Genomic DNA, 12,640 nt, shown 5'->3' on the forward strand with positions numbered 1-12,640 from the left:
TGGATCAGGGACCGACCGGCTCCCGGTCGCTCTCGGTGAGCCGCTCCAGGAAGGGCTCCACCGCCTCGCGCCAGCCCTTGGGCCGGTCGTAGTGGGCGAAGTGGCCGGTGTCGGCCACCTCGGCGTACTGCCCGTACGGGAGGACGCGGACCATCTCCTGGGCCTCCGCCCGGCCGAGTTCGCCGTCGATGCCGCGCACCACCAGGGTGGGGCAGCGGACCTGGGCCAGTTCCTCCCAGTGCGCGTCGTGGACCCAGGTGGCCCGGGACTCCAGCATCTGCCGCCGGGAGAACACCGGCCGCCAGCCGTCGGGCCGCTCGGTCATCACCTCGGCGAAGAACTCGCCGCGCGCCGGGTCGGGACTCTCCACCCAGGGATCGTCCTCCCCGAACCATTTCCGTACGGCGGCGAGGCTGGCGAAGGGCACCGGCCAGGTGTCGAACCAGTCCGTCCACTCCCGCTGCGATGCCGCGCCCAGCGCGGAGGCCCGCATGTCGCACACGATGAGGCCCTTGACCAGGTCGGGGCGGAGCGCGGCGAGCTGCCAGGCGGTGAGGGCGCCCATCCCGTGCCCCACCAGGACGGCGGGGGCGAGGCCGAGCTGCTCGATCGCGGCCTCGGCGTCGGCGACGTACGCGTCCCGGGTGGAGGCGCCTTCGGCCGCTTTCCCGCTGCTGCCGTGGCCCCGCTGGTCGAGGCCGACCGGGCGGTGGCGCTCGGAGAGCCAGCGGGCGGTGGGCGCCCAGTGGGAGGCCCGGCCCATCAGTCCGTGGAGCAGTAAGACCCCGGGGCGCCGTCCGCCCTCCGGACGCTCCTCGGCCGGATCGGAGAACTCCCAGGCCGACAGACGCAGTCCGCCGGAACCGGTTACATCAACGCGCCGCACCATAGGTTCTGGCACCCCCTTCTGTTTCTCGGTCACCGCTGGGCCGACTCCGTCAGGTTATCGAACTCTCATTCGAAATCCGGTGTTCGGCACACAACACCCCACGTACGAGTGACACCGTTCCAGGATTGACCACCGCGGCCGTGGGGAGATCTTCTCCAGGCGGTGGATCACTCGGGGACAGGGATCTGCGGCCACTGACCTCGAGAGCTCGGGGCTCCAGGTCAGAGCAGGGGAGGACAGGCCCCGGCACCTCAGGGCGCCGGGGCCGTCCGCATGCCCCGGCCCGGGTTCCTCCCCGCGTCCGGGGCCCGGCGCGCCCGGTCGCCCCGCGCCCGCCCGTCCCGCGGACCCCGCCCGCCCCGGTGCGCCCGGGCGGCGCCGGCCGTGCGCCGAGTGGCGGCGGCCCGGGGGCACGGCAGCCGTGACCGCCCGGTGCACACGCCGGTACGACGGGCGCATTCCCTGCTCCCTCCCCGAACGCCGGCACGCGCGCCGGCACCTCAGGTCATATGCCTGGCCACAGCCTGGCACGCGTTTCGCCCGGCCGCTGAGATTCCGGGCGGAAAACAGAAAGCGGGCCGTACCGGGCCACTTCCCCGCACGTGTCCGCTCCCGCGGGCACCCGCCCGGACCCGGCCTCCCGCCCGGCCCGGCGCCCCGCCGGATCCGAGGAGCCAGCAGGTCCGAGGACCTGGCAGGCCCGGGGGGACCGGCAGGTCCGGGCTCAGCCAGCCCGGGACTCAGCAGGCCCGGGGCTCAGCGCTTGGCGACGAAGACGTGCGAGGCGACGTCGGACTCCAGCTCGGCGGCCTCGCCGCCGGAGCCGACCAGCACGCCCCCGGCCGACTCGGTCACGCTGACCACCGAGCCGGGCTGCACGCCGGCCCGGCGCAGCGTGTACATCAGCTGGGCGTCCGTCTGGATCGGCTCGCCGATGCGGCGCACCACCACGTTCATGCCTTCCGCGCCGGCGTCGAGGTCGGCCAGGCTGACCATGCTCGCGTCCAGGAACGGATCGGCCTCGGACTGCTCGCCCAGCTCCTCCAGGCCCGGGATCGGGTTGCCGTACGGGGACTCCGTGGGGTGCCGCAGCAGCTCCAGCACCCGGCGCTCCACCGCCTCGCTCATCACATGCTCCCAGCGGCACGCCTCGGCGTGGACCTGCTCCCACTCCAGGCCGATCACATCGACGAGCAGGCACTCGGCGAGCCGGTGCTTGCGCATCACCCGGGTCGCCAGGCGCCGGCCCTCCTCGGTCAGCTCCAGGTGGCGGTCCCCGGCGATCCGGACCAGGCCGTCCCGCTCCATGCGCGCCACGGTCTGGCTGACCGTCGGGCCGCTCTGGTCCAGCCGTTCCGCGATCCGGGCGCGCATCGGGACCACGCCTTCCTCTTCGAGCTCGAGGATGGTGCGGAGATACATCTCCGTTGTGTCGATCAGTCCGGACATACGTGCCCCTCGATGCTGTGACATGAAGTCGTCGTGCGATGGCCCAGCACCAATTCTGACGCATACCGACGACAACCGTGCCGCGCCGTCACAACCGGACCCGCGCGGGACAGGAGGTGGTATTGACAGGTCACTGGTCCAGACCTCACCGTGAGCGGCGGAACGGCTCCCCGCCCCCGTCGGAAAGGTCTCCTCGATGAGCGACAGCAAGCTGGCCGGTCAGTTCCTGGACGCAGCGATCGGCCTGCTGGAGCGTGTACGTGACGAGGAGGCCGAGGCCGTGGCCGCGGCGGGCGCGGCCATCGCCGACACGGTCGCCTCGGGCGGGAGGCTCTTCGCCTTCGGAGCGGGCCACTCCTCCCTCGCAGCCCAGGACGTCGTCTACCGCGCGGGCGGGCTCGCCCTGATGAACCTCCTGGCGGTACCCGGCACCGTCGGCGTCGACGTCATGCCGGCCACGCTGGGCTCGGCCCTGGAAAGGGTCGACGGGCTGGCCGCCGCGGTACTCGACTCCAGTCCCGCCAGGGCCGGTGACCTGCTGGTGGTCATCTCCCTGTCGGGGCGCAACGCGCTGCCCGTGGAGATGGCGCTGAACGCCCGGGCGCTCGGGCTGACGGTCATCGGGGTCACCTCGGTCGCCTACACGACGGGCACCACCCCCCGGAACCCCTCCGGGAGCTTCCTGCGGGACCACTGCGACATCGTGCTGGACAGCAAGATCGCGGTGGGTGACGCCGAGCTCACGGCCCCCGGCGTCCAGGCGCCCTTCGCCCCCGCCTCCACCGTCGTCACCAGCGCGCTGATGCAGGCGATGATGGCCACCGCGGCCGAGAAACTGGCCGCCCGCGGCATCGAGCCGCCGCTGCTGCGCTCGGGCAACGTGGACGGCGGTCACGAGTGGAACGGGCGTGTGATGCGGGAGTACGCGGACCGGATCTTCTACCGGCGCTGACAGCGCGGCCCCCGCACGGCGCCGGTCCTTCCACCGGCGCCGGCACCACGGCCCCGGCTCTCCCAGCGGCACCACGACTCCCACGGCCCCGGGGCCCTTCTTTCCTGTGCCGGGGCCTCCACCGGTGCCGGCGGAGGCCCGCCCACGCCCCGGGCCCCGGCGCCGTCACGCCTCCCGGGGCCCGGGGACGCCGTCCAGGCGGCCCGTCAGCCGGGCCAGGTCCACCGCCGAGCCGACCCGGACCGCCACGCTCTCCGCGTACATCGCATCCGGACGTTCGAACGCGCTGCGGCTGGCGGCGCGCAGGAACGTCACCACGCCCAGCGTCCTGCCGCGGCTTTGCAGCACCGCGCACAGGGCGTGCGCCGCGTCCCGGGGCCACTGGTGTCCCGCTGCCCACTCCTCGCCCGCCCCGGCCCGCGCGCTGGCACGCACCGTCCCGGTGCGCTCCACGGCCTGGAGCGCGGGGTGGCCGGCCCGGTAGCGCACCGGGATCGAACCGCCGGACACCAGCAGGCAGGGCCCCGGCCCCTCGGCCGGTGTCCCCGCCGCGCGTACCAGCCGCTCACCGCACAGCAGGTCCACCACCACGTGATCGGCGAAACCGGCCAGGGCGTAGTCCAGGGACGAGGTGGCCGCCTCCAGCGGGTCCTCGCACCCGGCGGCCTGCCGGGCGGCCCGGTGCAGCTGGTTGGACCGGAACCGCAGCCGGTCCGCCTCCTGCTCCGCGAGCCTGGCGTCCGTCACGTCCTGGAACATCCAGCCGACCCCCAGCGGTACGGGCTCCTCGGCCAGCGGTGAGGCGAGCCGCAGGAACCCGCTGCGCCAGCAGCGCCGCCGCTCGCCCTCCGCCGTACGCAGCGTCACCCACAGGTCGGCCGGAGCGGGCGGCGCCCCCTCGGCCAGGACGTGCTGGAGGGCGCCCTCCAGCTCCTCGGCCCCCCGCAGGATCAGCTCGCCCAGCGGGCGCCCGAGCGGTGCCGTACGCCCGGCGCCCAGGGCCCGCGCCGCGTAGCTGTTGACGACGGTCGGCCGCAGGTCCACGTCCACCAGGACCACGCCCCACGACATGTCCTCGAAGAGCGCCTCGCTCAGCGCGATGGACCGCTCCAGGTCGATCCGGGCGTGCACCTCGCTGAACGCGCAGTACACCCCGGCCGGTGTGCCGTCCGCGCCGCGCACCGCGGACGACTGGGTCCGCACCAGCACCCGTCCGCCGCTCTTGCACAGCAGGGCGAACTCGTGCACCTGCCGCCCCGGGGTGTCCATGACCGCCATCAGCCGCCGCTGCACGTCCCCGGCGTCGGCACGGCGCACGGCCCAGCCGGCGAAGCCGCTGCGTCCCACGGCCTCGGCGGCGCTCCAGCCCAGGACGCGTTCGGCCTCGCGGTTCCAGTGGGTGACGGTGCCGTGGGCGTCGAAGGCGCAGAAGGCGGCGTCCATCCCGTCGAGCAGCGCGGCGAGCAGCGGGGGGCCGGGGGCGGGCCCGGCCGGGGTCCCGGAGCCCGGAGCGCCGCCGGGCCCGCCGTTCTCCGGGCCTTCCTCCGGCCCGATCGCGTCGGCGATCCCACTGCTCCTGGAAGCACTCACTCCCGCACCTCCCGCAGGGCGCATTCCGTGTTACCGCACGTCAGACCATTGAACTCGAACGTGAGCCACCACACAGCCACTTCCCCGAAATCCGGTGGCCACCCGGCCCCGGTAAATCACTTGTGTCCCCTCCGGCACGGTGCCTACGCTGTGGGCACACGTTGAAAGGAGGTGATCCGAAAAGTGCAGTCTTATCGGATTCGTGAGGTGGCTGCGGGCTGACAGCCCGTCGTCGCACACCGTGCACCTCGGCAGGCTGTCTGCCGAAAACAACGCAGTCACCGACCCGCAGGCTCGCCGGTAGATCCGGCCGGCTCCTCCGTGAGGAGGGACCAGAGCCTGCGGGTTTCCGCGTGCCCGGGCCCGGGGTTCCCGCGTGTCCGGGCCCGGCGGCCCGGACCGCCTGCCCGCGGCCCCGGACCGCCCTCTACGGGCAGAGGCGCTCGACCCGCCAGCCGGCGCCCTCACGGACGTAACGCAGCCGGTCGTGCAGCCGGTTCTCGTGCCCCTGCCAGAACTCGATGCTGTCGGGTACGACCCGGAAGCCGCCCCAGTGCGGGGGCGCCGGGACCTTCTCGCCCTCCGGGTAGCGGGCGGCCAGTTCCTCGTACCGTGCGACGAGTTCCCTGCGGGTTCCGATCACGGTGGACTGTTCGCTGGCCCAGGCGCCCAGCTGGGAGCCGTGCGGGCGGGTGCGGAAGTAGGCGACCGTCTCGTCCCGGCCGACGCGGGCGGCGGTGCCGGTCACGATGACCTGGCGGGTCATCGGGTGCCAGGGGAAGAGCAGCGAGACGTACGGGTTCTCCGCCAGTTCACGGCCCTTGCGGGAGGCGTAGTTGGTGAAGAAGACGAAGCCGCGGGCGTCGTAGTGCTTCAGCAGCACCGTGCGGGAGGACGGCCGGCCCCCGGCGGTGGCGGTGGAGACCACCATCGCGTTCGGCTCGTGGAGCGAGCCGCCGGCCGCGACCTGGCTGAACCAGTGGGCGAACTGCTCCATCGGGTCCGCGGCGAGGTCCTGCTCGGTGAAGTCCTCGGACCGGTACTGCTCGCGCATCGTCGCCGGATCGGTGGTGCAATCGAATGCGGGGGTGCGTGAGGAGGCGGAAGCGGAAGACGGAGTGGCATCAGCTGTGGGCACACAGCCATCCTGCCCCAGCGGTGCGGCGCCCCCGCCGCAGGGGGGCCGTCCGCCGGCGCGGGCGGACCGGCCGCTCCGGAGGCGGCCCCGGGGTTTCCGGGGCGCTGTGCCCGACGTCACCCTTCCCCGCGTCGTGCGTACCCGCCAGTATCGTGAGCAGGCCCCGGGGACGGAGCGTCAGGAACCGCAGCAACCGGGACCCGTACACAGTCGTCGAGCCGAGGGAGCCGCCCGATGTCCGATTTCGTACCCGGACTTGAAGGAGTCGTCGCGTTCGAGACGGAGATCGCCGAACCTGACAAGGAAGGCGGCTCGCTCCGTTACCGCGGCGTCGACATCGAGGACCTCGTCGGCCACGTCTCGTTCGGCCATGTCTGGGGCCTGCTGGTGGACGGGGCGTTCAGCCCGGGACTGCCGCCCGCCGAGCCCTTCCCCATCCCCGTGCACTCCGGTGACATCCGGGTCGACGTGCAGGCCGCGCTGGCGATGCTGGCGCCCGTGTGGGGGCTGAAACCGCTGCTGGACATCGACGCGGAGCAGGCCCGGGACGACCTGGCGCGGGCCGCCGTCATGGCCCTCTCCTACGTCGCGCAGTCCGCGCGCGGCCAGGGGCTGCCGATGGTCCCCCAGAGCGAGATCGACAAGGCCGGTTCCGTCGTCGAGCGGTTCATGATCCGCTGGCGCGGCGAACCGGACCCCAAGCACGTCAAGGCCGTCGACGCCTACTGGACGTCGGCCGCCGAACACGGCATGAACGCCTCGACCTTCACCGCCCGGGTCATCGCGTCGACCGGCGCGGACGTGGCGGCCGCCCTCTCCGGCGCGGTCGGCGCGATGTCCGGTCCGCTGCACGGCGGCGCGCCGTCCCGGGTCCTCGGCATGATCGAGGAGATCGAGCGGACCGGTGACGCCACCGCGTACGTGAAGCGGGCCCTGGACAAGGGCGAGCGGCTGATGGGCTTCGGCCATCGCGTCTACCGGGCGGAGGACCCGCGGGCCCGGGTCCTGCGGCGTACGGCACGGGAACTGGCGGCTCCGCGCTTCGAGGTCGCCGAGGCACTGGAGAAGGCGGCGCTGGAGGAGCTGCACGCCCGGCGCCCGGACCGGGTGCTGGCGACGAACGTCGAGTTCTGGGCGGCGATCGTGCTGGACTTCGCCGAGGTCCCGGCCCACATGTTCACCTCGATGTTCAGCTGCGCCCGCACGGCGGGCTGGTCGGCGCACATCCTGGAGCAGAAGCGCACGGGCCGGCTGGTCCGCCCCACGGCGACGTACGTCGGCCCCGGGGCGCGCGACCCCCGGGAGATCGAGGGGTACGACCAGCTCGCGGACCTGGCGGGCTGAGCCGGCGACGGGGCGGGCGCCCCGGGAGCGGACCGCTCCCGGGGCGCCCGCCGTTTCCGGGGCGCCCGCCGTTTCCGGCGTGGCGGCACGGGCCTTCCCCCACGGCAGACGCCGATCGGCTCCGGGGGCCGCGGGCGAAGAGGAGCGGGGACCCGCAGACCTCCGGGGCTCGGGTTCCGGGGTCCGGAACTCGGGGTCCGGGACTCAGGGTCCGAGCCTCGGGATCCGAGCTCCGGGGAGGCCCGGTTCGCTCTTCCGTGTGTACGTGGAGGGGGCCGGGCCCGAAGCCCGAGCTTCGGGACACGGGCGTCGGGACACGGGGTCCGGGATCCGAGCGCCTTCTTACAACCGGTAGGAAAAAGAAGGGGTTTGGGAAAACCTCCCCACCTCCCCCACCCGCCACGAACAGCAAGTATGACTAATCGTGATCAGTTTGCGGCGAAGCGTCACCACCACTTACGGTGCGACCAAAAGGACGACCCCGACGCGGTGTTGGCTCACCGGCCGGGGTCTCACCCCACGATCGAAAAGGCGATCCCGTGGCTACCCAGCACCCTAGTGCCGCCTCCCGCATCCCCGCACTCTCCCACCCGTACCCGATGGCCAATCCCGGTTACGGAAAGCGGTCCGTGCCGGGGCAACCCGCTTCCAGCGCGGGTGACTTCGCGCTCCTGCCCGACCGTGAGCGGTACATCGCCGGGTTCATCGACCACCTCCCGGACGGCGCGTCCATGGACGTGAAGAGCCTTGCCAAGCAGGTGCCGCTCTACGCCCAGCAGGCGGTCGGCTCGGCGCTGAGGGCCCTGACCGTCGCCGGTCACCTGCGGCGCGCCCGGTGCCAGGTCGGTGACGGTGACCAGGTGCGCTGGGTCTTCCGCACGTTCTGGTCCCGTACCGCCCGCGACAACGAGTGGTGGATCTCCCATCTCGCCGCGGAGGGCCGCAAGGCGTCCCCGGCCGCCGTCACGTCCCCGCCGCCTCCGGCCCGGGTCCCCGTGGAGGAACCCGCGCCGGTGGAGGGGCCGTTGCCGGTGGCTGCCCCGCTGGTGGAGGGGCCGGTACCGGTGGCTGCCCTGCTGGCGGAGGGGCCGTTGCCCGTGGCCGTACCGCCGGTGGCCGTCCCTCCCGCGATCGTTCCGTCGGCCGTGCCGCAGCAGCGGGGGCCGGAGCCAATGGCGCCTCCCGTCCCGGAGTCCGCCCCGGAGGCTGTCCCGGGGCCCGCCTCGGGCCCCACCCCCGCGCCCACCCCGGGGCCCGATGCCCCCTCGCCCGCCTATCTGGCCCTGGCGCGGCTCGGCCGGACCGATGCCCGCCTGGTGCTCTCCGCCGCCGACTGCGCGGTCCTGGAGGGGCGGGCCGCCGAGTGGCTGGCCCGGGGCGTGGACACCGCCTATCTGACCCGTGCCCTCACCGCCGGGCTCCCCCCGCAGGTCGACTCACCCGTCGGGTTCCTCCGGCGGCGCCTCCGGGACAAGATCCCGCCGCTCGTGCCCCCGGCCGCCGCACCGCCCGCACCCGGCACCCCCGTCCGCCTCGTGATGGTGGAGTGTGCCGAGTGCGGCGCGCCCGGCCGCCCGGAGGCCCTGCCCGACGGCCTCTGCCTCCCCTGCCACCGGTCCGGTACTCCGGAACCGGTGGCCCCGCCCGCCGGCGGCCTCGCCGAAGCCGAGGTCCGCAGCCGCGCGGGGCAGGTCCGTGAGCTGCTCAGGGCACGCTGAGGCCGGGAGCCTGACGATCCGGCCGTCAGCCGAGCGAGGCGTCCAGCAGCGCCGCCCACTGGCCGACGACCCTGTCCCTGCGGGCGGTGTCGTCGGTCAGCAGGTTGGCGAGGCCGAGGCCCCGGGCCATGTCGAGGAGGCCCTGGACGGTCTCGCGGACGCCGGGACGCTCCTCGTCGGCGCCGAGGAGTTCGACGGCGATGCGGTGGGTCTCGCGGCCGACCCGGGCTTCGAGTTCGGTGACGCGGGGGCGGAGCTGCTCCTCGTTGGACGCGGCGACCCACAGCTGGAGCGCGGCACGGAACAGCGGCCCGGTGTAGAGGTCCACCAGAGCGGCGACGACCTCGGTACGGCCCTGGACGGGCAGGGCGCGCAGGGCGGCGGAGCGTTCCTCGGCGACGTACTCAACGGCTCCGGTGAACAGGTCCTCGCGGGTGGGGAAATGGTGCTGGGCCGCTCCGCGCGAGACTCCGGCGCGTTCGGCGACGACGGCGACGGTGGAGCCCGCCCAGCCGTGTTCGGCGAGGCAGGCGACCGCAGCTTCGAGGAGTCCGCGCCGGGTGGCGCGGCTGCGGTCCTGCTTGGGGGGTGTCACAGCCGCCATGCCGGGTCCCGTCGTTCGAGGAAGGCCGTCATCCCCTCCCGTGCGTCGTCGGAGGCGAACAGGGCCGCCGAGCGGGCGATGAGGTCTTCGGAGTACTGGTCGAAGCTCCGCAGCACCCTAGCCGCGACCAGCTCCTTCGACGCGGCCAGCCCCTGGGGCGAGGCCCTGCGCAGCCCGTCCAGCACGGGCACCAGCGCCTGGTCCACGTCCTCGGCGGCCTGGGTGACGAACCCGGTACGGGCGGCCTCGGCGGCGTCGAAGCGCTCCCCGGTGAGGTAGTAGCGGGCGGCGGCACGCGGATCGACGCGGGGCAGCAGCGGCATGGAGATGACGGCGGGCGCCAGCCCCAGCCGCGACTCGGTCAGCGCGAAGGAGGCGCCCGGACCGGCCACGGAGATGTCGCACGCCGCCAGCAGCCCCAGCCCGCCGGCCCGGACGTGCCCGGTGACCCGGGCGACGACGGGCTTGGGCAGGGCGACGATCCGGCGCATCAGCGCGACCAGGGTGTGCGGGTCGGGCGGTGCGGTGAGATCGGCGCCGGCGCAGAAGGTGGTACCGGTGTGGGTGAGGACCACGGCCCGGACACCGTCGTCGGCCGCGCAGTCCTCCAGGGCCTCGGCCAGCTCCCCGACGAGCGCCGCGCTCAGGGCGTTGCGGTTGGCCGGGGAGTCCAGGGTGAGGGTGGTGACACCGCGCTCGTGGGCGGGCGGGGCGAGCTGGCTCATCCGTCTGTTCTCCTTCTGCCGGGCCGTCGGGTCCCCTGCGGGCCGCCGAAGTCCCGCGGGGCGTCCGGCGCCCTGCGGGCCGTCGGGTCGAGGGTGGCAGCAGGCGGAAGAACAATCAAGCACGCTTGCATGATTCTGGTTCAGTCCAGCCCTCCCCGCATGCCCACAGGCAGGAAGAAGCGAGAATTCAAATGACATTTGAGCGGCTTCTCAAGTTAGACTAGAATCACCGATGTGAAGCGAAAAGACCTCATGAAACGGCTGAAGCAGATCGCAGCTGAGAAGGAGGTTGACTTCACGGGGCCGGAAGGGAGTGGACGGGGACGGCACGAGACATACAAGGTCGGCGCCGTCAGAGTCCATATCCCACGGCACTCCGAGATCGCGGAGGGCACTGCCGCATCGATCATCCGGACGGCCGAGAAGGCGTGAACCTTCTCGGCCTCCGGGCCAGCCTTCATCACGGCATCGAACTGAGCGAGAAGGGACGCGCTGAATGACTACGTACAAGGCGACAGCAGAGCGTCAGGGACGCTTCTGGGTCGTGGGCATCGATGGCCTTCCAGAAGGGGAGCAGAACGTCACCCAGGGCCTCACCTGGACCGAAGCCCACGACAACGCACGGGATCTGATCAGTCTCGTTCTGGACATCGAGGATGATCCGTCCGCCTACACCGTCGAACTCGTCCCGGCCGACCCGGCGATGTCCGAAGTCGTGCGGGAGGCCGAAGAGGCCGACGCGGCCGTGCAGGAGGCGGAGATGCGCCGACGCACAGCGATGACACGAGCGGCGAAGACTCTCGTCGGCCTCGGACTCACACAGGCTGAAGCAGGTCGCATGCTCGGCGTCACTCACCAGCGCATCGCCCAGCTCGCACCCAGGAAAACGAGGAAGAGCGCAGAGAAGAAGGCCGTTCCCGCCTGACGGTCATGAGGTGAGTGGCGGTGAGGACCGGGGCGGAGGGGCGGCGAACGACGTAGGTCCTGGGATCTCGTTGCCGCCGTCATCGTGGACGCCGACGAGAAGGACACCTGCGAAGAGACCGTGCGCCTGAAGGCCATCGGCGGCCGAGGCCGGCTCGCGGCCGGATGACGGGAACCGCTCCCGTCCGAGGCCCTCTGCCGCCGGTCACGGTCCCGCTCGGCCGACCGAGCCCGGAAGCAGGTCCTGTCGCTCCGGTCTCCGGCAGACGAGGATGCCGCCCAGGCAGGTGATACGGAAAGCACCCTCTGCCTGGATGAGCTCCTCGACCCGCTGCCGCGCGCTCGATCGTCTCCCTGAACGGGACGCCCATCCGGTCCGCCCAGGCTTCGTACGACGCCAGGTGCGCGACGACCGGTCCGGCATCGGTCACCTCGATCACCCCGGGAAGAGGGATCGCGCGGATCTCATCGAAGACCGTTCCGAGGACCGCCACGGAACGGTCGGTCCGGTCCTCCCGCACCCTGGCCACGAACTTCCCGTTGCCACAGCCCACATCCGCGACCGCGCAGCACACACCGGCCAGTTCGTCCACGACGATGCCCGGGAGATCGTGGCGCGGACTCTGCCACCGGCAGAGGAACTGACGGGCGGCCAGGTGCCGGCCTGTGCCGTATGCCTTGGCGGAGGGAAGGCTGCGGTCGGTGACCAGGCGTTCGTCCGTGGGCCGGGCGGTCATCGCGGCTCAGCGAGGTTGCCGGTGAGGGTGGGACGACCGGCCGCTTCGTAAATATGTGCGCGGAGACCGGCCGCCGACCGTACGCCACGGTAAGGCTCGCTTCCGAGGAATGCGGCCAGATCACGCAACCTGATGGTGATACTCGCCGTGTACGTCTCGGCGGCGAACACCTCCGAGAGTTTCGCGACGGCCTCTTCGGGTTCACCACTCGCCAGGGAGGCCCTAGCCAGGTCAAGATGCGCGGTCTGCGGGTCCCCGGAAGAGCGATCGTCCTCCGGCCCCGCCCGGTACAGCTCTACCGCACGATGATCGGTCACCACGCTCCGCAGACTCCAGAGCCGCATATGGACGATGTCATCCTGGTGACCAGTGAACTCGTCACCAACGCCCACCGGTACGGCACCGAACCGGGTGACATGATCTGTGCGAAGCACCGGCACCATCCGCCGCTCGGTATCCGGTACCCCTTCCGACACCCGCGATCAGAAACCAGGCACTGGTTCGGGGCCGAAGGGACCTTCGACTGCGTGTTCCTCCACCGGAGCGGAATGGTTCCGGACTAGCGTCCGA

Annotated in this window: 13 protein-coding genes and 1 pseudogene; 6 read left to right on the forward strand and 8 right to left on the reverse strand. The window is 72.6% G+C overall.

From position 1 onward, the window contains the following. Positions 1–4: 4 nt before the first annotated feature. Both CP967_RS14145 and CP967_RS14150 read right to left on the reverse strand, forming a co-directional pair. Positions 5–889 carry an alpha/beta fold hydrolase gene (locus CP967_RS14145; RefSeq protein WP_150488333.1) on the reverse strand — a complete coding sequence of 295 codons (885 nt, stop codon included), beginning with the start codon at positions 887–889 and terminating at the stop codon, positions 5–7. A gap of 756 nt (positions 890–1,645) precedes the next feature. Next, entirely contained in the window at positions 1,646–2,338 is a 693-nt protein-coding gene (locus CP967_RS14150; RefSeq protein WP_150488334.1) for an iron-dependent transcriptional repressor DtxR, read from the reverse strand. A gap of 196 nt (positions 2,339–2,534) precedes the next feature. Between CP967_RS14150 and CP967_RS14155 the strand changes: the two genes are divergently transcribed. Next, the gene (locus CP967_RS14155; protein WP_150488335.1) at positions 2,535–3,290 is read left to right on the forward strand and encodes an SIS domain-containing protein; all 756 of its coding nucleotides are present in this window, start codon (positions 2,535–2,537) and stop codon (positions 3,288–3,290) included. Between the two features lie 165 nt (positions 3,291–3,455). Here the strand turns inward: CP967_RS14155 and CP967_RS14160 are convergent, their stop codons facing one another. After that, entirely contained in the window at positions 3,456–4,880 is a 1,425-nt protein-coding gene (locus tag CP967_RS14160) for a PAS domain-containing protein (RefSeq protein ID WP_150488336.1), read from the reverse strand. A gap of 427 nt (positions 4,881–5,307) precedes the next feature. Next, positions 5,308–5,934 (reverse strand): pyridoxamine 5'-phosphate oxidase, encoded by a 627-nt coding sequence (gene pdxH, locus CP967_RS14165; RefSeq protein ID WP_150491839.1) that lies wholly within the window; start codon positions 5,932–5,934, stop codon positions 5,308–5,310. A gap of 318 nt (positions 5,935–6,252) precedes the next feature. Here pdxH and CP967_RS14170 point away from each other — a divergent pair, with 318 nt between their 5' ends. Together CP967_RS14170 and CP967_RS14175 are read left to right on the forward strand one after the other, a co-directional pair. After that, positions 6,253–7,362, forward strand: coding sequence for a citrate synthase 2 (locus tag CP967_RS14170; protein WP_150488337.1), 1,110 nt, complete (start codon positions 6,253–6,255; stop codon positions 7,360–7,362). Positions 7,363–7,901: 539 nt separating this feature from the next. Next, entirely contained in the window at positions 7,902–9,080 is a 1,179-nt protein-coding gene (locus CP967_RS14175) for a MarR family transcriptional regulator (RefSeq protein WP_150488338.1), read from the forward strand. 25 nt (positions 9,081–9,105) lie between these two features. Here CP967_RS14175 and CP967_RS14180 read toward each other — a convergent pair whose 3' ends face one another. Continuing rightward, positions 9,106–9,684: a TetR/AcrR family transcriptional regulator gene (locus CP967_RS14180; RefSeq protein ID WP_150488339.1), complete on the reverse strand. Its 579-nt coding sequence runs from the start codon at positions 9,682–9,684 to the stop codon at positions 9,106–9,108. Then, positions 9,672–10,409 (reverse strand): enoyl-CoA hydratase family protein, encoded by a 738-nt coding sequence (locus CP967_RS14185; protein ID WP_150488340.1) that lies wholly within the window; start codon positions 10,407–10,409, stop codon positions 9,672–9,674. Before CP967_RS14185 ends, CP967_RS14180 begins: the two co-directional genes overlap by 13 nt. Positions 10,410–10,643: 234 nt before the next feature. On the opposite strand from CP967_RS14185, the gene CP967_RS14190 reads away from it, so the two are divergent. Continuing rightward, entirely contained in the window at positions 10,644–10,841 is a 198-nt protein-coding gene (locus tag CP967_RS14190; protein WP_150488341.1) for a type II toxin-antitoxin system HicA family toxin, read from the forward strand. A 64-nt stretch (positions 10,842–10,905) separates the two neighbouring features. Continuing rightward, positions 10,906–11,334: a helix-turn-helix domain-containing protein gene (locus CP967_RS34290; protein ID WP_190175178.1), complete on the forward strand. Its 429-nt coding sequence runs from the start codon at positions 10,906–10,908 to the stop codon at positions 11,332–11,334. Between the two features lie 204 nt (positions 11,335–11,538). On the opposite strand, the pseudogene CP967_RS34610 reads toward CP967_RS34290, so the two are convergent. Both CP967_RS34610 and CP967_RS14205 read right to left on the reverse strand, forming a co-directional pair. Next, a pseudogene (locus tag CP967_RS34610) lies at positions 11,539–12,070 on the reverse strand (hypothetical protein). Then, positions 12,067–12,390 carry a hypothetical protein gene (locus CP967_RS14205; RefSeq protein ID WP_229888546.1) on the reverse strand — a complete coding sequence of 108 codons (324 nt, stop codon included), beginning with the start codon at positions 12,388–12,390 and terminating at the stop codon, positions 12,067–12,069. Before CP967_RS14205 ends, CP967_RS34610 begins: the two are co-directional and overlap by 4 nt. Positions 12,391–12,414: 24 nt before the next feature. Between CP967_RS14205 and CP967_RS34615 the strand changes: the two genes are divergently transcribed. Then, complete coding sequence (locus CP967_RS34615; protein WP_229888545.1) at positions 12,415–12,633, forward strand: hypothetical protein; 219 nt, start codon at positions 12,415–12,417, stop codon at positions 12,631–12,633. Positions 12,634–12,640 lie beyond the last annotated feature (7 nt).

The sequence above is a fragment of the Streptomyces nitrosporeus genome, from assembly GCF_008704555.1.
In the GTDB taxonomy this organism is placed as follows: Bacteria; Actinomycetota; Actinomycetes; order Streptomycetales; family Streptomycetaceae; genus Streptomyces; species Streptomyces nitrosporeus.

What these genes read in the sequence shown, in the direction of transcription:
- CP967_RS14145 (WP_150488333.1), bottom strand. Translation starts at nt 889, where the DNA reads ATGGTGCGGCGCGTTGATGTAACCGGTTCCGGCGGACTGCGTCTGTCG.
- CP967_RS14150 (WP_150488334.1), bottom strand. Translation starts at nt 2,338, where the DNA reads ATGTCCGGACTGATCGACACAACGGAGATGTATCTCCGCACCATCCTC.
- CP967_RS34615 (WP_229888545.1), top strand. Translation starts at nt 12,415, where the DNA reads ATGGACGATGTCATCCTGGTGACCAGTGAACTCGTCACCAACGCCCAC.
- CP967_RS34290 (WP_190175178.1), top strand. Translation starts at nt 10,906, where the DNA reads ATGACTACGTACAAGGCGACAGCAGAGCGTCAGGGACGCTTCTGGGTC.
- CP967_RS14185 (WP_150488340.1), bottom strand. Translation starts at nt 10,409, where the DNA reads ATGAGCCAGCTCGCCCCGCCCGCCCACGAGCGCGGTGTCACCACCCTC.
- pdxH (WP_150491839.1), bottom strand. Translation starts at nt 5,934, where the DNA reads ATGCGCGAGCAGTACCGGTCCGAGGACTTCACCGAGCAGGACCTCGCC.
- CP967_RS14180 (WP_150488339.1), bottom strand. Translation starts at nt 9,684, where the DNA reads ATGGCGGCTGTGACACCCCCCAAGCAGGACCGCAGCCGCGCCACCCGG.
- CP967_RS14170 (WP_150488337.1), top strand. Translation starts at nt 6,253, where the DNA reads ATGTCCGATTTCGTACCCGGACTTGAAGGAGTCGTCGCGTTCGAGACG.
- CP967_RS14155 (WP_150488335.1), top strand. Translation starts at nt 2,535, where the DNA reads ATGAGCGACAGCAAGCTGGCCGGTCAGTTCCTGGACGCAGCGATCGGC.